Source organism: Sphaerisporangium fuscum, from assembly GCF_018531465.1.
Lineage (GTDB): Bacteria > Actinomycetota > Actinomycetes > Streptosporangiales > Streptosporangiaceae > Sphaerisporangium > Sphaerisporangium fuscum.
The window spans coordinates 130,124-149,812 of record NZ_JAHDTF010000020.1 but is presented as its reverse complement, the minus strand read 5'-3'; the positions used below and the strand labels follow the sequence as shown (position 1 = coordinate 149,812).

Below are 19,689 nucleotides of genomic sequence, written 5' to 3'. Positions count from 1 at the left end.
CCCCCAAAGCATCGCCCCGCCGGAGACAGGTCGAGGCACTGCGGCCTATCCGGACCGCAGCACCTCTGCTCACTCAGTTACGCCTGGCCGCGAAGAATGTCGGCCTGCCAGTTGCGCACGCCCCCGACGCGGGGAGCCGGGCCCGTACTGCTATACGGTAGGTGTCCATTCATGTCAGCCTCCCGAATGTACCGATTCGCCCCGATATGGGCGATTGCGACAGCAATATCCCCCCGGCCGTGATCGATAAACAGAGGCGTCGCCCTGGACGGTGAATGCCGATCCTCCCGGACCTTCAGTGCGTACGGACAGAGAACCGGTCGGCCATATTGGCTATTCTCTCGACAAATTTAACGCAAGGGAAAAAGGGGCACGGGTATGCCCTGTGCAGATCAATCTCGTGCCGCAGTAATTCGGCGCCTTTCGAGATAGATCCCAGGGCTGACCGAGTTCACGCGTCGTGAGACTCGGGCCCTTCGCTCTGGCTTGACTGCCACGACGAGCAGTTCCAGTGCCAGGGGCGGGCGTCCAGGGCCTCGAGGGCCTGGCGGGCCATGGCCAGCTTCTCGTAGAGGAACAGGACCGGGTGGCCGGCGGCCATCGTGACCGCGACGCGCAGGGCGGCCTGCGGTCCATCGGCGGTGACCAGGCCGATGCCGGGCCGGGTCCGGCGCATGGCCGCCGTGATCAGGCCGGTCATCTCGCCCGGCCGGCGGCCGCGCTTGTCGGCGTCCTCGTAGACGACGACCCGGCCGAACCACGTGGCGACGGCCTCGGCCGAACGGGCCACCAGGTCGTCGCGGCGGTCGCCGGGCAGCGTGATCACGGCCACGGGCTCGCCGCCCCAGACATCGTTGATCATGCGGCCGGTCGCGTGGAGCGCGGCGGCGTTGTGGCCGTAGTCCACGATCACCGGGCCACCGCCGGCCAGGTGGACGTGGCCGCGTCCCGGGTTCGACTCGCCCGGCGTGAACGTGCCCAGCGCGCTGCGGATGTCCTTGACGCTGACCCCGAGCCCGCGGCAGGCCGCCACCGCGGCCAGCGCGTTCGCGATCACGTGTGGGGCGAGGCCGCCGAACGCGCCCGGCAGCTCGGCCACGTTGAGCAGCGCCCGCTCCCGCTCCGCATCGAACTCGACCAGCTCGCCGTCGCGAAGCTCGTAGGTCAGGCCGCCCGCCCGCCGGTGCCGTTCGACGACCGGATTGCCGTTCACCAGGCTGAAATACCTGATCACGGGTGCGTGCCTGCGCACACGCGGCCGGTCGGCGAGCGCGGCGACCACCGGGTCGTCGGCGTTCAGCACCACGATCCCGCCCTCGCGGACCTCCTCGGCGACCAGCGCCTTCACCCCGGCCAGCTCGTCGAGATCGTCCACGCCGTCCGCGCCCAGGTGGTCGGCGGTGATGTTGGTGACCACGGCCACGTCGGCCTGGTCGTAGCCGAGCCCGCCGCGGATGATCCCGCCGCGCGCCGTCTCCAGCACCGCCGCCTCGATGCTGGTGTCGTCGAGCACCATGTCCGCGGACCGGGGGCCCGATGCGTCGGCGTCGTAGACGAGCCGGCCGCCGGAGTAGACCCCGTCCGTGGTGGACATCCCCACCCGCATCCCGGCCTTGCTCAGGATGTGGCCGATCATGCGGACCGTCGTGGTCTTCCCGTTGGTCCCGGTGACCGCGACGACCGGGACCCGCGACGGGGCGCCGGGCGGGTACAGGCTGTCGATCACCGCGCCGGCCACGTCCCGCGGCGTGCCCTCGGCCGGGGACAGGTGCATCCGCAGCCCCGGGCACGCGTTGACCTCGATCACGGCCCCGTGCTCGTCCTCGCCCGGACCGGCACCACCGCACCGCATCGGTGCCGCGATGTCGGCCAGCCGCACGTCGATGCCACAGACGTCCAGGCCGACCACGGCCGCGGCCCGGCGGCACATGTCCGCCACGTCCTCGTGCACCAGGTCGGTCACGTCGCGGCTGGTCCCGCCGGTGGACAGGTTCGCGTTCCGGCGCAGGGTCACGAGCCGGCCGCGGGCCGGGACCGACGCCGGGCCCAGGCCCTGGGTCTCCAGGTGCGCGAGCACGCGCTCGTCCAGTTTGATCTTGGTCAGCTCTCGGGAGTGTCCCTCCCCCCGGCGCGGGTCGGCGTTCACCACGTCGACGAGTCGGGCGATGTCGGAGGCGCCATCGCCGGTCACCGAGGCCGGCCGCAGCTCGGCCGCGGCCACCACCTGGCCGTCGACCACCAGCACCCGGTAGTCGGTGCCGGGCACGAACCTCTCCACGATCGCGCCCTCGTCCCCGGCCGCCGCCTGGGCGTAGGCCGTGGCCGCCGCCGCGGGGGTGGTCACGCCGACGGTCACGTTGGCGCCGTGGTTGCCGTGGAGCGGCTTGATCACGACCGGCCCGCCGAGCCGGTCCAGCGCCGCGGCGGCGTCGGCCGCGCTCCAGGCCACCTCCCCATCGGGCACCGGGATGCCCGCGCCGCTGAGCAGCTGCTTGGCCAGCATCTTGTCGCCCGCGATGTCGACGCCGATCGCCGAGGTCCGCTCGGTCAGCGCGGCGCACACCAGCCGGCGATGGCGCCCGTAACCGAGCCGCAGCATGCTCAACCGGCCGACCCGGCGGACCGGTATCCCCCGGCGGCGGGCGGCGCGCGCGAGCGCGGCCGTGCTCACGCCGAGGCGCTCCCGCTCCACGACCTGGGCGATCCCGGCCAGGTCGAGCGACAGGTCGGGGACGCGTTCGAGAAGAATGTGCTTGATCGTGGTGATGGCCAGTTCCAGCAGTTCGGCCGGCACCGAGGACTGCGCGGGCTCGTCCTGCGGGCACTCGGTCACCACGTCGTAGCGGCCGTCGGCGCCGGCCCACATGGTCCGGCCCAGGTACACATCGCGGCCCACCAGGCTGGACAGCTCCAGCGCCACGTGCTCGGTGACGTGGCCGAAGTAGGTGCCCCGGGCCATCGCCTCCAGGAACCCGCCCGGACGCCCGGCCGCGCAGTGATGCTCGGCCAGCCCGGGCAGGGCCGCGGTCAGCCGGCCGGCGAAGCCCGGGTACTCGGTGGTCTCCCGGCCGGTCAGCTCCTCGAGTTCGAGCCGCGCGACGGTGACCGGCCGGGTGCTGAATGAGTTGGGTCCGCTCAGGTGACGCAGGTCGTCCAGGCGCACGAGACGCTCCCTAAGGGTCGGGCGGGTGGGCGGGCTGGCGGCGCTCAGTACCTGTCGTGCGCAGGCCCGATGGCGGCCTCGCGGGTCGCGATGTCGAAGACGCACCCGGCGGGCAGCAGGTGCAGCCGGACGCCGAACAGGGTGATCGGGTCTTCCTCCCCGGCGGCGTGGATGACCGTGGCGTCCCGCCCGTCGGCCACCGTGGCCACGCCGGTGCCGAACACCTCGAAGCGGGTGCCGTCGACCAGGATCCCGGTGTTCTCGCCGATGCCGACGCCCAGGTGCTCCGGGTCGAGCGCCATGGCGCTGAGCAGCCGGGGGAGCCGGCCGCGCTCGCTGAAGTGCATGTCGATGATGAGCGCCTTCGGGAGCAGGCCGAGCCCGGGGCCGGTACGGACGGTGGCGGCGGACACGCCGGGACCCTCGCCGCCGAGGATCATCGTGCGGCCCATGGCGGTGGCGCCGGCGCTGGTCCCGGCGATGACCACGCCGCCCGCGCGCAGCCGGTCACGCAGGATCTCGTTGGCCCGCGAGCCGACCAGGGCGCGCAGCCGCGACTGGTCGCCGCCGGAGAAGAACACGCCCGTGGCCTCGTCGAGGAGCTTGGCCGCGTCGTCGCCGTCGGCGTCGGAGCGCCCGCGCAACCGCAGTTCCCTGCTGTGGTCCACACCGAGCGTGCGGAACACCCGCTCGTAGTCGGCGTGCACCTCCTCGGGCACCCCGGTGGCCGTGGTGACCAGCACGATCCGGGCCGCCTCACCGCCGGACAGCTCCACGAACCGTTCGAGCAGGCCGGAACCGCAGCACTCGGCGCCCCCGATGATCAGCAGGCGACCGGGGCCGACGGATTTATCCCCTTCGTCCGCATCCATGCTCCCTCCTCGACCACTTGTTACCCTCGGTGGTCCAATATCAACCGAGAGCAACTGATTCGGCCCGTATGGGCGGGTTCGGAAGCAAGGGTGCGCCTCACGGAGCGAGCGCCGCGAGACCCGGGCACCGCCCGGACGGCCACGGCCACTTACCGCCCAGCTATTCAGTGTTGGGCGACGGCGTCGCGGGCGACAAAAGAGGACGGATTTCCAGATGACAGCCGATCAGGCCCAAGGACCTGCGATCCGCGTGCAGGGCCTGGAGCAGTCGTACAAGACACTCGACGCGCCCAGGTGGAACCAATGACGAAGAACAGCATTTCCCCGACCACTGCGAAGTGGACCGGCATGGTGCGGGTTGACGATACGGCGCTGGCCGTCACCGACACCGGCGGTCCCGGCATCCCCGTGGTCTACCTCAACGGTCACGTCGCCACTCAGGGATACTGGCGGCGGGTCATCGCCGAACTGGGGACCGGGTGGCGGCACATCACCTACGACATGCGGGTTCGCGGCAAGTCGAAGCGTTCGGCGGACCTTTCGTTCGAGACGAACCTTCGGGATGTCGATGCCGTTCTCGCGGCCAGGGGTGCGGACCGGGCGCTGGTGGTGGGCTGGTCCTACGGAGCGTATGTCGCGGCGCACTGGGCCGGCCGGAACCCGGACCGTACCGTGGGCGCGGTCCTGGTCGACGGCGCGTTCCCGTACGACTGGCTCGACGAGGCCATGGAGCAGCGGATCCGGAAGCTGTTCCGGCGGTTGAGCTGGCTCATGCTGCTGCTGCGCCCGACCGGCCTGACACCGCGGATGACCGCCGAACAGATCGCCGACAGCAACATCGAGGTCGGCAGGATCTCCCGTGAGCGCGAGCTGGGCCCCGCGGCCCGGGTTGTGCTTACTGATCGTCGAGGGCTTCCGGCCGGTGGAACCGCAGGCCAAGTACTTCGACGCCCACGTCGACCGGCTCTAGATTTCCCACCCGGTCGCAACGAGAACCGGTACCACCAGCAGGCCGGCCGCTACATCTCCCCACCCGTTGTCGCGCCGCACGTGGCCGGCGCCGCTGTCGACCTGCCCCTGTGCGGCTAGCACGGCGAGGAATTCCGAACGGTGACCGGTGCCGCCACGAGATCGGGCTCGGCGCGGAGAGCACATCGGGCCGGGGCCTCCACCCGACTCAGTGGCTCACAGGTGAGCCAGGAAGTCCGAACTCCGCCGCCAGGTGAGCTCGGCCGCTTCTGCGTCGTGATCACTCAGGCTCGCGTCTGTGTAGAAGTGTCCGACACCCGGATAGGTGAAGACTTCGACAGCGGCGCCCGCGTCCCTCGCGGCCTTCTCCCAGGCGGCGACAGCAGCGGGAGGTGCGAACGCATCCGGGTCGGCGACGTGCACCTGTACGGGCAGGCCGGCCCGCGCCGACGCGGGAATCGGCGTGATTCCATGCAAGAGCAGCACACCGGCCGCATCCACCCCGCCCGCGAGCAAGGACCCCAGCACTCCAGCCCCCATCGAAACACCGGCGAGAACGATGCCCGCAGGCAGCTCGCGGACCGCGTCGCGAGCTCGTTCCACGATGCCCTCCCAGCCGATCCGATCCTTCAGGACGATCCCATCGTCGATCGTCGTGGCCACCTCGCCCTCGTACAGGTCAGGCGTGACGACCTCATGCCCGGCGATACGAAAGCGGTCGGCGACAGCACGCTCAACAGCGCGGAGCCCGTACACGGAATGGAACAAGGCAATGTGAGCCATCCCGTCATCCTCTCCCCCCAACACGGTGCCAGAGAGCGATTCCACAGACCCGGCCAACATTTGCGGACACCGCCCTAGCCGTTCATGATCCTCTAGCCGCCCCAGGACAACCGTCCTGTCGCATTTGTGTCCTCGTTGCGCTCGCCGGTCGCACAGAGCCTCTTGGACAGCTAGCGATACGATCTCGATCTATCGATGGATCTGAGCTCGAAAAATGCGTGAGCTGGTCGAAAAGCTGTTGGCCTTTTTGGCGCGCGCTTGCTTGTTCGGCTGGAAGACGCGGAGTTCCGCAATGCACCCGAAGTGAGCGCTCGCGGCACTCCCGGAGTACAGGCATAGCTCCCTAGTGCCCGAAGCCTGCCTAGCCTGTGACTGTTGCTGTCCCTGGATATCAAAACGCCCCGTAGCACAGAGGCTCGGGGCGTTTCAGCTGTCCAGGTGATGTGGTCAGGGGCGGGGTCGAACCGCCGACCTTCCGCTTTTCAGGCGGACGCTCGTACCGACTGAGCTACCTGACCCGGTGGTGAATTCGACACCTACCAGAGCGGTCCTGACGGGACTTGAACCCGCGACCTCCACCTTGACAGGGTGGCGAGCACTCCAAACTGCTCTACAGGACCTTGCTTGCTGCCTTTCGGCCTTTGCGCTTGTTTAGCTTACCAGCTCCTCGGAGGGCCTTTGACCTTCCGTCTTACCGGTGAGCTTTGCTCACGCGTGCCCCCAACGGGATTCGAACCCGTGCCGCCGCCTTGAAAGGGCGGTGTCCTAGGCCGCTAGACGATGGGGGCTCAGGACTTTCGTCCTGGATCCGTGACGTCTTCCGTCGGGGACTCCTGAAGCATAGGGGACGCGGGCCCCCGATGCCAAAGTGGTCACCTCTGGAACGGTGTCGGTGTGCCGCCACTCCCTCCCGTTGGCGACGAGGTAGGTGTCGGCTCCTGAGAAATTGTACGGCCAGGGTCGGGCTCGAGGTGACGTTGGATCTGGACCCACTGCTCGCCGAGGCCGCCGAGCGTGATGTCGTCCCAGGCCTGGAGGCGGTGGGTCTTCCGGTCGAAGTACAACACCGACGCCTGGATCGGCGTGGGCTCGTCGTGCTCCAGGCCGCGTAGCCCCGCCCCTCCGGTGGAGCCCTCGATCATCAGCCGCGTGCCCGACTTGAGCATCTCGGTGGACCTCGCATGGACGTGCCCGGCCAGGACCAGGGGTGTCGCGCCGCCGAACGCCCGTCCGACCGTCGGATCGTGGACGGCGACGATGTCGACAGGGATCTTCGGCCCGCCCGATTCGCCCGGTTCCGACTTGGGCAAGTCGGGCGAGGGCGAGGCCGTGGGTGACGGCTTCGAGGCGGTCGTCCGATTCCCGGAGCCCGGCAGATCACGCGAAGGCTTCGTCCTGACCGCCCCGCGAGGCTCCGGGTCGGGCATCAGGCGCTCGGCGTGCCGGCGTCCGAGGTTGACGAGCAGTTCCTCGTCGGATTGCACGTTGACGGTCTTGTCGGGCGTGAACCTCGGGTCGCCCACCCCGTAGATGCGCAGTCCCTCCACGGTCCGCTCGGCGCCGTCCAGGACGACGGCGTTCTTCTGCCGGGCGACGGCGCGCTGGGTGCTGATGGAGTCGTGGTTGCCACGGACGTACACGTACGGCACGCCGAGCTTGCCGATGTCTTCGACGAATTTGTTCTCGGCCTGGGTCCCGTGGTCGGCGATGTCACCGGTGTCGATCACCATGTTGATCTGGAACTCGTCCTTCAGAGACCGGATCATGTTCCACGCGACGGGGTTGAGATGAATATCCGAAACATGCAGAACGCGCAGTGTGTTCGGATCGGGGGAGTACACCGGCAGCGTGGTCCCCGCGTGGTACAGCTGCGAGACGTTCGTGACGAGCTTGGCGAGCTGCCCCCGGTACTCCGAGAAGCGGGTGACGATCGACTCCGCGCTGCCGATGAGCGAGGGCACGCCGGTGAGCAGTCCGGTGTAGCGCGGCTCGGCGATCGAGCGGGGATTGAACGTCATCACCGACAGCAGCGCGACGAGCGCCACCGCCGTGAGGCTCCCCAGGCTCGTCCACAGCCCCCGCCGCCACGTGCGGAAGACGATGAGACCGGTCAGGAACCCCCCGACGACGGCGCACACGACCGCCCTGATGGCCAGCTCGCGCAGACCCGACTGGAGGTCGGCCTCGATCAGGCCCGGCAACGTCTCGGCCCAGCGGGGGCTCTCGAGCAGTTGCTGGGCGACGTCGGCGTGGATGCCGTCCAGGCTCAGATGGAGCTGTATCGGACCATGATGGGAGTCGAACCTCAGGGTGCCGAGAGGGCGTACGTCGAGGACCGTCTGGCCGTTCCATGAGGGCTGCAGGCTCATGCCCACCTGCGCGGGCCCCACAGCGGTGCTGACGTTGGCGCCTATGGCGATCCCGAGCCACGCACCGGCCAGCGCGACCAGGCCGACGATCAGGACGTTCAGCGTCCGGCGCAGGCCGCGTCGCTCCTTCAGCCGATCAGCCGTTTCCCTCCAACGCATCGAATTCATCGCCGTCTTGCCTACCCGAAAACGCCGTCCTACTCATAGCAATCGGCTGTCAGCCGGTGTGGCGGGACCAGTCAGATGGGGATTGCCCCCGTTCGTCCGGCCTTTGGGTGCGTGGTGCGCGCGCCCGGTACCGCGGGAGCGGATGCCGGTGACACGATGTACCCGTGATCGAGGTTTCCCGGGAGAAGTTCGAGCAACTCGTCTCCGAGGCGCTGGACACCATCCCGCCCGAACTCGCCCAGGTCATGGAGAACGTCGTCATCGTCGTCGTGGACAATCCCCCCGAGCCGGGGCTTCTCGGGCTCTATACCGGCATCCCGCTGACGGAGCGGGGCGAGTGGTACTCCGGCGTCCTCCCCGACCGCATCGAGATCTACCGCAACTCGATCTGCGAGATCTGCCAGAACGAGGACGAAGTGGTCGACGAGGTGCGGATCACCGTCGTGCACGAAATAGCGCACCACTTCGGCATCGACGACGACCGCCTGCACGAGCTGGGCTGGTAACCCCTAAGGGCTCCCGCGTCCGGGGATTCCGATGATCCTTGCCCCATCGGTCTTGCGCAACCGCGAGCGGAACGGGCACCGTAGGTGACATACTGAACACGGACGGTCAGGAACGGCCCAGCGAGCCCAGCGGAGACATATGGCGGCCACGAGGCCAGGCCGGCTGCCCGGGCGGCACCGCCGCTTGCCCGAAAGCCAGGCGACGTACGGCGAGGTCATCGCGATCGGTGAGTTCCGAGCGCTGTGGCTCGGCCAGTGCCTTTCCCTACTCGGCGATCAGCTCGCCCAGGTGGCGTTGGCCCTCCTCGTGTACGACCGCACCCGCTCCCCTCTCGCCACCGCCGGCGTCTACGCGCTGACCTATCTCCCGCCGATCCTCGGCGGACCACTGCTGGCGGGGCTCGCCGACCGGTACGCCCGGCGCGGGGTGATGATCACGTGCGATGTCGTGCGAGCCGTACTGGTGGCTCTCATGGCGGTGCCCGCGATGCCTTTCCCGGTGCTGTGCGCGCTCGTGTTCTTCGTGGTGCTGCTCAGTTCCCCGTTCACCGCCGCGCGGGCGGCGCTGCTGGCCGAGATCCTCCAAGGCGACCGGTACGTCGCGGGTTCGGCGCTGCAGAACATGACCAACCAGGCCGTGCAGATGCTGGGCTTCGCCGGAGGGGCCGGCGTGATCGCCGCCATAGGGGCCTACCGCGGCCTCGCACTCGACGCGGCCACCTTCGTGGCCTCGGCGCTGATCCTCGCGGCCGGTGTGCGCCGTCGTCCCCCACCCGAACCCGACGAAGGCGGGCATCCGTCCATGTGGGCCATGACCAAGAGCGGGGCTCGTCTGGTCTTCGGTGACAGGCGTCTGCGGATGCTCGTGCTGTTCGCCTGGCTGTGCGGCTTCTACGTGCTCCCCGAGGGCATCGCCGTGCCGTACGCCACGACCCTGAGCGAGGATCCTCACGCCATCACGCTCATCACCGGTCTGCTCATGGCCGCCATGCCCACGGGCATGGTCATCGGGGGCTTCCTGTTCAGCCGGCTGGTGACCCCCACCGGGCGGCTGCGCGTGATGGGATGGATGGCGATGCTCAGCTGCGCCCCCCTCGTCGGCTGCGCCCTGCGGCCCCCGCTGGCCGTCGTGCTCGGCCTGTGGGTCCTCGCCGGGGTGGGGCAGGCCTACCAGCTCGCGGCCAACGCCGCGTTCGTGCAGTGCGTGCCCCCCAACCGGCGGGGGCAGGCGTTCGGGCTCGTCCAGTCGGGGCTGCTCGCCGTACAGGGCCTCGGCATCCTCGCCGGCGGCGCCACCGCGCAAGCCCTCGGTCCAGAGCCGGTGGTGGCGCTCGCCGGAGCCGCGGGGCTCACCGTCGCGGCGCTGCTCGCCATGCTCTGGACCGGGTCTCGTGCCGAGATAATCACCAGGGTCCGCACTCAGGTGACCTAAGCCTTCGCAGGAGGCTCGTCGACAGGCGACTGCGGCTTGTCCACAGGAGCCTGCGGGTCCGAGTACGGCGCCTGGCCACCGGCCGCGGGGGCCGTGCCGGGGTAGGACGCGGGGGCGTCCTGCGGCGTGTACGGCGCCTGGCCGGGGTAGGCGGTCGCGCCCGTGTAGGGGGCCTGGCCGGGGTAGGGGGTCCCGTTCGGGTACGACGACTCCGTCTGCTTCTGCCAGTAGGCCGAGGCCTGGTTCCACGCCGACCCCGAGTCGCTCTTCTGCTTGTTGATCAGGTCCTGGACGATCGACTGCCGCTTGCCCTCTTCGGGGACCAGCAGCCAGGCGACGGCGTAGACACCGACGCCGAGACCGCCGAAGAAGGTGGCGACGGCGAGCGCGAGCCGCAGGATGTTGGCGTCGACGCCGATGAACTCGGCGGCACCGGAGCAGACTCCGGCGACGATCCTGCCTTCACGAGTACGACGGAGCTGCTTGGCCGTGGTGTGACCGTGGGTGTTCATCTCGTTCATGTCTCCAGACTGCCCCCTGGCGGTCCTTTGGCACATCGGGATTCCCCCTGGCCCTACCCTGGTGGCGCCCTGAACCCTGATAGCGTTCGAAAGCCCGCTTGGGTCTCACCCTGACGGGGAAACACGTGACGTGGAGGCTTCCACTGCCCGGCTCTGGACCACAACGTCCCGAGAAGACGGGAAGCCACTCGCGCAAGGCGCGGTACGCTCAGTACTCTGCATTCTGAGCCGGGCCGCTAGCTCAATGGCAGAGCTGCGGACTTTTAATCCGTAGGTTCAGGGTTCGAGTCCCTGGCGGCCCACCCATAACGACCTGGGCAGACTCCCGGTCGCCGTGATCGGGAAGTCTGCCCAGGGTTGCAGTTGTCATCGGCGGGTTGCGGTCGCCGGCCTCAGCCATCCCCGCAGCGCCCGACCCATCCGAGCCGCCGCCTCACTTGCCAGCTTGGACGTCACGTGCGTGTACCGCTTGATCGTGGTCAGCTGGGAGTGCCCAAGGATCTCCTGCACGACGCTGATGTCAACGCCCTGCTCCAGGAGCAGCGTCGCCGCAGTGTGCCGGGCGTCGTGAACGCGGGCGTCCTTCCCGACCCTGGCCGCCTTCAGGAGTTCCTTCCACTCGTCCCAGTCGTCCCCCGGGACGATAGGGCTTCCGTCGAGACGGCACCAGACCAGATCCATTCCCCGCCACTTCTTTCCGGCCGCCTTTTCCTCCGCGCGCTGTGCCTCCCGCTGGAGCTTCAGAAGCGGGATCAGCGGGGGCGGCCGTCCTTTTCCCTTGCCCTTGGGCTTCACGAACGCCCAGCCACCCACACGCTCAGGGCACGAGGGCGCGTGACCGGTGCAATCCGGGGGACAGAACTTCGGGCACTTCCCGCCGTGCTGCCGACACCGAGGAGGACACTGCCGAAGACACACGTGCCGCCGCCCCGACGTCCTTTTCGACTTCGGGCAATCCTTCGGGGCACGGGTACCGGTGCAGACGTTCACCGCACGCGTGGTGATCTTCGCATCCGTGGCGGTACCGCTGATGCTTGATCTGCCAGAAGACGCGGATCATGCCCTTGTCAAGCGGCGGCGCGCCGCCCCGCCGTACGCCCTGCGCCGCCGTCCCCGCGCCGCGCATGCGGCCTGGGGGCCGGTCACGGCGCGGGCGCCGCGCGGGGCATCGCCGTAGACGCACCCCGCCGTACATCAGTGCCTCGCCAACCACCGGCCCGCCGCCGCCCAGGCGCTACGAGCGACTACGGGTGCAGCCCCTTGCGCCTGCTCGCGCCGGTCACGTTCCGCATTCGCACGGTCCAGCGCCCAGAAAGCCAGCCCCATAGCGACGAGCATGGTGAGCATCCAAAGAGCGATTCCCGCCGTCAGCGACAAGGGCATAAGTCCCGCTGCCATCGCACTTGTGGCCACTGGGATGAAAAAGAGGAACGTCCGCTGGCGCATGATCCAAGTGTGCACCTTCGTGGCTCTGGCCCGAGGGTCGTAGATGGCCGAGGTATGGGTGGGCCATCACACCACTACAGGTTGCGATCGCGCTGTGGTCGGTCGCCGTACGGGGTAGAGGGCGATCGAAGGGCCGGGACTTCGTTCCTCAGCCCCAGCCCAACGGAGCAGCGAAGGTGCATCCGTAGTTGATTCCGATTCCTACCAACCCATGTCGCGAGCGACTAGGTCGCGTGCACAGACGATCTGCTCAGGAGTTGGAGGGATAAGGCTTTCTTCGAGCCGAGTCGGGAGATCCATAAGGGCTTGCTTTCGGCGGCATGCTGTGTGGGCAGCTCATCAAGTTCCACTCGCATGAGCCAGTCGAACAGCACGACCGCGTCAGCTTTCCACAGCTCAAGCGTCAGCCTACTGGTGTCACCCAGGTCCAAGTCCGCCTCGTTCATACAGGCAAAATACACTAGCACGGGGGCATAAGCCGCCTATTTCTCCTTGGTTCGGTCCCCAGAGCACCTCCGCCTGGTACAGGCAGCGGGCGGCACATTGACGAAGGGTGCTAGCCAACTTAGCCATGTCGCAGCATGCCGATCAAATAAAATAAGGTCACGGCGAGACCGATTGCCGTGACCCACCAGCCGTAGAAACGAATCGGCTCATACACGGCTTTTGGCGAGTCATGCGACATGGTCCAACGAGCGCGCAAATGTGAGACGTATGCCATCACGGCTTCTCCGGCCGCGAGTCCGGTTAATAAGAGAACCGGAGGGGACCAATAAACGGACCGCGTCCACAGGACCGGAGCTCCGAGCAGAGGGATAAGAGCGGTAAGGGTGAACCAACTCCACCCAGCCGCCAAGTGCGCCGCATCAGCATCCACCGCTGACATTCCCGCTCCTCTAGTCCTAGTAGTGCTGACGTCGGCCAGTAGTAGCTGCCAGACGAGTCGGCCAGCGCTCTTAAGCTTCTTGCTGCTCACTTCGTCACCCCTGCCTAGATTATGGAATCTAGACGTCAGGCTAACTCTCGATGAGCTTATGAAGCGGATGGGCAACGTCGAATCTCGACCAGGGTTGCAGTTTGGGTTGCAGTTCAGGGTGATACAAAGCCGTTCAGTATGGACCCTGTATGCCCGCTGACCTGCATTGAACTGCTTGGCACCATGATCGTCCGCGCTTTTAATCCGTAGGTTCAGGGTTCGAGTCCCTGGCGGCCCACCAGCCAAAACGCCCCCGGACCGGCCTTGGTCCGGGGGCGTTTGCTAACGCTTCTGCTGACAGCGCCTACGAAGGCGACTTGAGAACCTGCGCGAACACGCCGGCCGCCGAGGCTTCCGCCGCACGGATCACGTGCGCGTACACCCGAAGTGTGATCGCGGGATCGGCGTGCCCCAGCCGGGCGGCGACCACATGCACCGGCACGCCGGCCAGGAGGAGCGTGGTCGCGTGCACGTGGTGAAGGTCGTGCAGCCGGGCGAAGGGAAGCGGCTCGCGCTGCCCGTCTTCCTGGACGGTGGCGTTCTACGCCTTCACCAGGTGGCGGATGAGCTGGGTGACCGTATCGGAGTGGATCGGCCCGCTAAAGGCGGCCCGCTGCGCGGTCGGCTGAGAGCGCCGGTCGGTCCGCGTGCCTGACTGAGGCCCTCGGCCGATACGGGCAGGGACCGCCCGCGCGCCCCAGGAACCGCCAGAGTGACCACCCAAGGCCGTGGCGATCGCTCACTTCGGTACTCCCCACAGTGAGCGGGGCGATCGACTGCCGCGCGGCTTTCAGTGCTCGGGGCCTGGCGGCCCTGTTCTTAGGGTTCGCTTGCCGGCGAGTCCCACGGCCATGATCAGGCGGGGCAGCCGGTCGCAACCAGGCCTCGCCGCGACCTTGCCGATTCGAGAATCAGTCCGATTCCCATCCGATCCGCTCGACCTTGCAAAGGAGAAACAGAGAAAGATCTTGTGACCAGACCGGCGCCGAAGTACTCTCCTTTTACGCTTATGAGGAGGTCACCCATGACGCTTGCCGACTTAGACTCTCGCTACTTATGGCTACTGGCGGGACTATCGAGCTTATTCCCATTATTGCGATTAGGCCTGCTGATGCCCACCTGGAGCTATCGAGCGAGAGTTGCCATCGGATTTTTCCTCGCTTTCGCCAGCCTAGTGGTCAAGGTCGCCTTCTTTACCGACCATGACTCCTCGCAGGCCAAGTGGCTGGCGATGTGGGTTGTGGCGATGATCGCTCTGTTAGCAGGAACCTTGGGCCAAGGCGAAGAGATCAGGAAGGCCGCCTCTCATGCGTTGGACCATCCAGATGAGGAACCGCAACAGGTACGACCTGCCCCCTTTGTAATCAAAGCGGTGGCCGTGACCGTAGCCGGACTTCTCCTGTTGTACTTGCTGTTCAACGACTTCTGATGACGCAACAGACGATCGCCATGCTGCGGCCGGCCGTCATCACGCGGTTGGGGGCGATCGAAGGTCCGGGAGTTCGTTCCACAGCCCCGGTTCACCGGACACGTGGCCACCTCCGAGTTGGCAATGTCGCGGCGCGCCGTCGCTTCCTGGTCGCTCCGACCACTGTTCCTAATATCGACAGTAGGTCGGGTCCTGGCCTTCGCGGTCGAACTCTTCCCGGGAAATCACCCTGTCAACCCAGGTCATCTCCGTGTCCACCCCAGGAATCTCTGGAGTCTTCAGCGGGGACTCCTTCGCTCTCTGGATGAGGACCCGGCCCGGCTTGAGCTTCGCCATGTCCTCGGCGGTGAAGTTGACGTTGGAGGTGCTGAATCTGCTGTAGCCCCTGCCCTTACCACCGGTTGCGTCATAGGCGATCCCGGGTTTCAGGACAAGCGGTTCCGGCTCTACGGTCCAGCCGTCGGCCGGGGCGTCAAGGCGTACCGATGCGCTCCGTCCGTCAAGAGGGGGCGCGCTGAACTTCGCGTCCTCGACCGAATGATTCGATGCGGCGATGCTTGGCACGAGCTGCCGATCGCCCAGGCTGCCGGCACCTGGGACACCTGAGTACGGTTCGTCGTGAGAGACGGTCACATCCTCCGGGGTGGCACCATCGCACCACGTCAAAACGATGATCGGATGGTTTTCTGTATCGACACTGATCCCGATCGCCCCAACTATGTGGGGCGCCCCAGGATAGCCAGGCAGGCAAGCCGTGACGCCCACGGTAATCACGACCGCCATTGCGCCCCTTAACAATCGCCGCATAGTCGCAGGCTAAAAAAACATCGACCTCGCACCATAGCTCCGTGATCTCATTGGAGCCCGACTGTTACAGCTCATGGTGATATCGGTGGACGGCAAGTGCGACCGGGCTCTCCCGGCTCTGCAGCACAGCCACCATTTGGGTGCGGGGTGACGGCCCCCGGTGCTGTCCAGCATTGTCTCCGCCGCTGTGGCCGCGGCCGTCACACCCTTGTCGGTTCCTAGCGGGCTGTGGCTGGTCGCAGGCTACCGCGACCAGACGTTCACCGCTCCCAGGATGCGTGCTGACAGATCATCCCGGTTGGGGCGGGCAGGGCCGGCTAGGCCGGGGTGCCGCTGGTGTTCCGGATCATCTGCTGGAGCACCTTCACTGTGGTGACGTAATCGGCGTCGTCGATGCCCTCATGGATGCGGGCCCGGATCGCCGGCGCGTGCTGCTTGAGACGGACACGGGCTTCCTCCCCCGACTCGGTGATCCACAGCCGTCCCTCGGAATCGCGGGTGAGCCAACCGCGCTCCAGCAGGACTTCCGCTTCTGCTTGCAGGTCGTCTTCGGGCCTGATGTAAGAACTCATGGCCTGCTGGAGTTCGGGGATCGTCATGCCGTGGCCATCGGGTGAGATGTCGTTCTTCGACAGGTTGCGCAGCAGCCAGAATTGGGGCTGGGTGAAGCCCAATTCGGCCTGCCGGGCTCGGGTGAACGAGATGAGGGCCTCGTAGGCCGCTCCGGTCCAGTACGCGGCCGGCTGTGCGGCGAGTTCGGCATCGGTGCCGTGCTGGGTCGTCATGTGTGTGATGCCCCCCAAGGAATGATCGTTGGCGGAAGCACCATAGAACCTCAAGCAATGTCGAGGTCAAGGTGAAAGGCCGAGCAAGATTCGAAACCGTCCATGGAACCAGCAGCAGGGGCCACCGGGCCCGGAGCGCTGCGATTCGGTCGTGGGAAGCTCAGTCGGGCAGGGTGACGGTGACGCTCGCGCCGCCGTCGGCCGGGTTGGCGAACTGCAGGGTCGCCCCGATGATGCGGGCGTGGCCGAGCACGATCGTCAGGCCGAGCCCGTGCCCGTGGCCGCGCTCGGTCCGTCCGGTGCGGAAGCGCTGCGACTGTCCCTTGTTCAGGTCGGCAAGCAGGTCGGGCGGGAAACCCGGCCCGCCGTCGCGGATGACGATCTGGCGAGAGCGCACGGTGATCATCACGGGGGCCGCGCCGTGCGTGCGGGCGTTGAGGAGCAGGTTGGCGACGATGCGCTCCAGGCGACGTGGATCGGTGACGGCTGTCGTTTCGCCCTGGTCCTGGACGACGTTCAGGTCGGCGGGCACGTCGACACGGTGCAGCGACTCGCGTACCAGGTCGGCCAGCGGCACCGGCTGCCGATCCGCGTGTTCGCCGGCGGCATCCAGGTGGGAGATCTCCAGCAGATCGTCGACCAGGCCGCGTAGTACGCCGATCCGGTCCCGGACCATGTCGGTGGCCTGTCCGTCCGGCAGCAACTGGCTGGCCGTGAGCAGCCCCATCAGCGGGGTACGAAGATCGTGCGCGACGTCGGCCGTGAAGCGCTGCTCGGCCAGCAGCCGCCGCTGCAGGCTGGCGGCCATCGAGTTGAGCCCGGCTCCGATCTCGGCGATCTCGTCCCGGCCGCGCACGTCGGTGCGGGCGGCCAGGTTGCCGTCGGCGATCTCGCGGGCGGTGCGGGCCATGCGCCGAAGCCGCCGGTTGGGGAGTTCGGCCGCGAGCACCGACAGCGGCACGACCCCGGCCAGCGCGAACAGTCCGGCTTTGGCCATGTTGCGGTCCAGCGCGTACAGGCTGAGCAGCTCCGGGCCCATCGAGATCTGTACGCTCACCGCCTGGCCGCCGTCGCTGCCGTACGGTTGGGCGGCCCACATCCACGGCTCGTCCCGGTGGTCGAGCCCGTACCAGAGCACCGGCCGGCCGGGCCGGAGCTGGGCGGCCAGAGCGTCAGGGAGTTCCTCGACGGTCACCACGTCGTCGGGCGTGCCACCGGGCAGACGCGCGGGGGCCAGGGACTTGTCGAGGGCGATCTCGGCGCGGGCCTTGCCGAGGTCCAGGGAACGCTGCCAGGTCAACCGGTGTACGAGGAGCCCCACCATGGCGGCGACGACGGTGGCGGCGAGCGTGACGAGGGCCGCGATCTTCCATCGCAGCGAAGCCGGGTTCATGTGACGCTCAATTTGTAACCGAACCCGCGGACCGTCTCGATGCGCTCGGCGCCGATCTTCTTGCGCAGGCGCTGTACGCAGAGGTCGACCACCCGGCTGTCGCCGTCCCATCCGTAGTCCCATACGGTGCGCAGCAGCGTCGCCCGTTCCAGCACGATGCCTGGATGGGCGGCGAACTCCAGCAGCAGCCGCAGCTCGGTGGGGCTCAGCTCGACGCGTCGCCCGGCCCGCCGTACCTCGAGCGAACCAGTGTCGATGCTCAGCTCGCCGAAGGTGAGCGCCGCACTCGCGGCGGCCTGCTCGGTCGCGGGCTGGGGCTGGGCGATGGTGGCCCGGCGCAGCAGCGAACGGATCCTGGCCACCAGCACCGGCAGGTCGACCGGTTTGACCACGTAGTCGTCGGCGCCGCTCTCCAGCCCGGCGACGATGTCCAGGCCGTCGCCGCGCGCCGACATCATGAGGATCGGCACCTGGCTGGTCTCCCGGATCCTGCGGCACAAGCTGATGCCGTCGAGGCCGGGCAGCATCACATCCAGCAGCAGGAGGTCGTGGCCGCCTGCCAGGGCCGCCTCCAGACCGCTCAGCCCGTCAGCGGCGGTGGTCATGCGATAGCCGTAGCGTTCCAGGGCCAGGCTGACCGACGCGCGGATGACGGCGTCGTCCTCGACGAGCAGCAGGGATGTCACGAAAATGCACCATATCTACCGACGTGTGCTGACCGGTTCCAGTTAAGCGGCACGCAGGCCTGCGAGCAGCCCGATGACGGCACCGGCCGGCAGGCGCCCTGACGGCCGGCCGTACGCCCATGTCCCGGGTCCGACGCGCGGCGGACGACTCCTCTCGCTGTGATCTTGGCGCCCTTCACCACATCTGGCCACTGTGCAGGCCCTTTCCTGCGGCCCCGTATCGACCGGGTATCCGCGGGCGCGCAGCCGTGTATCCGACGGGTATCAACGTGCGGCCCTCCTGCGTGGAAGCCGGTGCACGCCGGACGGTCCCCTCCGGCGTTCAATCCATCGGCCGGCGGGCCTACGCCTCGAACTCCTCGGCCCGGGTCACGCCAGTTCCTCCTTGAAACCCTGCCGCCAGGAGGGGTAGCGCAGCCGCCAGCCGAGTTCCCGCTTGGCCTTGGCATTGGAGAAGCCCCGCCCCTCGGTCATCATCGTCACCGCCACTTTCCCCGCCAGTGGCCTGGCCAGCCAGGTGGGGATCCGCATCGGCCGTTTGGCTCCCGCGCACGCGGCCAGGTAGGGCAGCCACTCGCCGGCCGGGGCCGGCTCGTCGTCGACGATGTTGAACACGCCCCTGGCCTTTTGCTCCACGGCCAGGACGGTGGCACTCGCGGCGTCGTCGAGATGCACCCACGAGCTGTGGCCGGCGCCGTTCCCGACGACCGGGTACTGCCGCTTGCGCACCAGCTCGACCTGATCGCCGGTGGCACCCGGTCCGTAGAACGCGCCGTACCGCAGGACCGCGCCACCGGCTTTGACGACGGCCTCCTCGAGGTGGCGGATCGCCTCCGCCCCCTTGCCCGTGCTCGTCGGGTCCAGCGGGTCCTCCTCGGTCTTCACCCATCCGCCCTTGCGGATGCCGTTCCAGGAGGCGTGGCTCTGCGCGACGAAATGGGATACACCGGTCGCTTCGGCGGCGGCCAGCAGGTGGTCCGTCCCCTCGGTACGCAGCCGGTTGGTGGCGGCGAACCAGCGGTCGAAGTGCTTGATATCGGGCGTGCCGGAGATCGCGGTCATCTGGTGCACGATCACATCCGACCGGGCAGCGGCCACCGCCTCACCGACCGACATCGCATCCAGCCCGTCCATCACGACCGCCTCGGCGCCCAACCGCTCCAGCAGGTCCAGCTTGGCCGCACTCGTCGTCGTCGCCGTCACCTGGTGGCCACGCGCGACAAGCTGCGGCACCAGTCGCCGTCCCAGCACCCCGGCCCCGCCCGCCACGAACACCCGCATGACGTCACCTTCCCGACGCAAGTGTCTGTCTCCGCTATTCGAGACGAGACAGCCCGGCCGCCTGTGACGTGGGTGCCTCCATGTCACAGAACGGCGGGCTGGA

17 protein-coding genes and 4 tRNA genes are annotated in these 19,689 nt (G+C 67.9%); 5 read left to right on the top strand and 16 right to left on the bottom strand.

Features of this window, described 5'->3' with window-relative positions; translation table 11 throughout:
- Positions 1–451: 451 nt before the first annotated feature.
- Together cphA and KIK05_RS25215 are read right to left on the bottom strand one after the other, a co-directional pair.
- Positions 452–3,163, bottom strand: coding sequence for a cyanophycin synthetase (gene cphA / locus KIK05_RS25220; protein WP_214413289.1), 2,712 nt, complete (start codon positions 3,161–3,163; stop codon positions 452–454).
- Positions 3,164–3,207: 44 nt separating this feature from the next.
- Positions 3,208–4,035, bottom strand: a complete 828-nt coding sequence (locus tag KIK05_RS25215) for a cyanophycinase (RefSeq protein WP_214413288.1) — start codon at positions 4,033–4,035, stop codon at positions 3,208–3,210.
- Positions 4,036–4,338: 303 nt separating this feature from the next.
- On the opposite strand from KIK05_RS25215, the gene KIK05_RS25210 reads away from it, so the two are divergent.
- On the top strand, positions 4,339–5,124 hold the full coding sequence (locus tag KIK05_RS25210) for an alpha/beta fold hydrolase (protein WP_250563386.1): 786 nt from the start codon (positions 4,339–4,341) through the stop codon (positions 5,122–5,124).
- A gap of 96 nt (positions 5,125–5,220) precedes the next feature.
- Here KIK05_RS25210 and KIK05_RS25205 read toward each other — a convergent pair whose 3' ends face one another.
- From KIK05_RS25205 to KIK05_RS25185, 5 genes are all read right to left on the bottom strand, one after another.
- A complete protein-coding gene (locus KIK05_RS25205; protein ID WP_214413287.1) occupies positions 5,221–5,787 on the bottom strand; it encodes a dienelactone hydrolase family protein in 567 nt (188 codons plus the stop codon).
- A 444-nt stretch (positions 5,788–6,231) separates the two neighbouring features.
- Positions 6,232–6,305: transfer RNA gene (locus tag KIK05_RS25200), tRNA-Phe, on the bottom strand.
- Between the two features lie 27 nt (positions 6,306–6,332).
- Positions 6,333–6,407 (bottom strand) — tRNA-Asp (locus tag KIK05_RS25195).
- A gap of 95 nt (positions 6,408–6,502) precedes the next feature.
- Positions 6,503–6,575, bottom strand: a tRNA-Glu gene (locus KIK05_RS25190).
- 84 nt (positions 6,576–6,659) lie between these two features.
- The gene (locus tag KIK05_RS25185) at positions 6,660–8,315 is read right to left on the bottom strand and encodes a metallophosphoesterase family protein (protein WP_214413286.1); all 1,656 of its coding nucleotides are present in this window, start codon (positions 8,313–8,315) and stop codon (positions 6,660–6,662) included.
- 173 nt (positions 8,316–8,488) lie between these two features.
- Here KIK05_RS25185 and KIK05_RS25180 point away from each other — a divergent pair, with 173 nt between their 5' ends.
- Together KIK05_RS25180 and KIK05_RS25175 are read left to right on the top strand one after the other, a co-directional pair.
- A complete protein-coding gene (locus KIK05_RS25180; protein WP_214413285.1) occupies positions 8,489–8,830 on the top strand; it encodes a metallopeptidase family protein in 342 nt (113 codons plus the stop codon).
- A gap of 184 nt (positions 8,831–9,014) precedes the next feature.
- Complete coding sequence (locus KIK05_RS25175; RefSeq protein WP_250563385.1) at positions 9,015–10,262, top strand: MFS transporter; 1,248 nt, start codon at positions 9,015–9,017, stop codon at positions 10,260–10,262.
- On the opposite strand, the gene KIK05_RS25170 is transcribed toward KIK05_RS25175, so the two are convergent.
- Positions 10,259–10,783: a PspC domain-containing protein gene (locus tag KIK05_RS25170; protein WP_250563384.1), complete on the bottom strand. Its 525-nt coding sequence runs from the start codon at positions 10,781–10,783 to the stop codon at positions 10,259–10,261. The two genes, KIK05_RS25175 and KIK05_RS25170, sit on opposite strands and share 4 nt — an antisense overlap.
- A 230-nt stretch (positions 10,784–11,013) precedes the next feature.
- Between KIK05_RS25170 and KIK05_RS25165 the strand changes: the two genes are divergently transcribed.
- Positions 11,014–11,085, top strand: a tRNA-Lys gene (locus tag KIK05_RS25165).
- A gap of 64 nt (positions 11,086–11,149) precedes the next feature.
- Here the strand turns inward: KIK05_RS25165 and KIK05_RS25160 are convergent.
- The 3 genes from KIK05_RS25160 to KIK05_RS25150 all read right to left on the bottom strand — a co-directional run bounded on the left by KIK05_RS25160 (position 11,150) and on the right by KIK05_RS25150 (position 13,695).
- Complete coding sequence (locus KIK05_RS25160) at positions 11,150–11,596, bottom strand: tyrosine-type recombinase/integrase (protein ID WP_214413283.1); 447 nt, start codon at positions 11,594–11,596, stop codon at positions 11,150–11,152.
- Positions 11,597–12,453: 857 nt separating this feature from the next.
- Positions 12,454–12,675, bottom strand: coding sequence for a hypothetical protein (locus KIK05_RS25155; protein ID WP_214413282.1), 222 nt, complete (start codon positions 12,673–12,675; stop codon positions 12,454–12,456).
- An 834-nt stretch (positions 12,676–13,509) separates the two neighbouring features.
- Positions 13,510–13,695: a tyrosine-type recombinase/integrase gene (locus KIK05_RS25150; protein ID WP_214413378.1), complete on the bottom strand. Its 186-nt coding sequence runs from the start codon at positions 13,693–13,695 to the stop codon at positions 13,510–13,512.
- Between the two features lie 534 nt (positions 13,696–14,229).
- Between KIK05_RS25150 and KIK05_RS25145 the strand changes: the two genes are divergently transcribed.
- Positions 14,230–14,634, top strand: coding sequence for a hypothetical protein (locus KIK05_RS25145; protein ID WP_214413281.1), 405 nt, complete (start codon positions 14,230–14,232; stop codon positions 14,632–14,634).
- Positions 14,635–14,802: 168 nt separating this feature from the next.
- Here KIK05_RS25145 and KIK05_RS25140 read toward each other — a convergent pair whose 3' ends face one another.
- The 5 genes from KIK05_RS25140 to KIK05_RS25120 form a co-directional block, all read right to left on the bottom strand.
- On the bottom strand, positions 14,803–15,417 hold the full coding sequence (locus KIK05_RS25140) for a hypothetical protein (RefSeq protein WP_214413280.1): 615 nt from the start codon (positions 15,415–15,417) through the stop codon (positions 14,803–14,805).
- Between the two features lie 341 nt (positions 15,418–15,758).
- Positions 15,759–16,226 (bottom strand): winged helix DNA-binding protein, encoded by a 468-nt coding sequence (locus tag KIK05_RS25135; protein WP_214413279.1) that lies wholly within the window; start codon positions 16,224–16,226, stop codon positions 15,759–15,761.
- A gap of 160 nt (positions 16,227–16,386) precedes the next feature.
- Entirely contained in the window at positions 16,387–17,619 is a 1,233-nt protein-coding gene (locus KIK05_RS25130) for a sensor histidine kinase (RefSeq protein ID WP_250563383.1), read from the bottom strand.
- Positions 17,616–18,305: a two-component system response regulator CseB gene (gene cseB / locus KIK05_RS25125; RefSeq protein WP_214413277.1), complete on the bottom strand. Its 690-nt coding sequence runs from the start codon at positions 18,303–18,305 to the stop codon at positions 17,616–17,618. The genes KIK05_RS25130 and cseB overlap by 4 nt, the downstream gene beginning before the upstream one ends.
- A 369-nt stretch (positions 18,306–18,674) precedes the next feature.
- Positions 18,675–19,586 (bottom strand): NAD-dependent epimerase/dehydratase family protein, encoded by a 912-nt coding sequence (locus KIK05_RS25120; protein ID WP_214413276.1) that lies wholly within the window; start codon positions 19,584–19,586, stop codon positions 18,675–18,677.
- Positions 19,587–19,689: the final 103 nt, after the last annotated feature.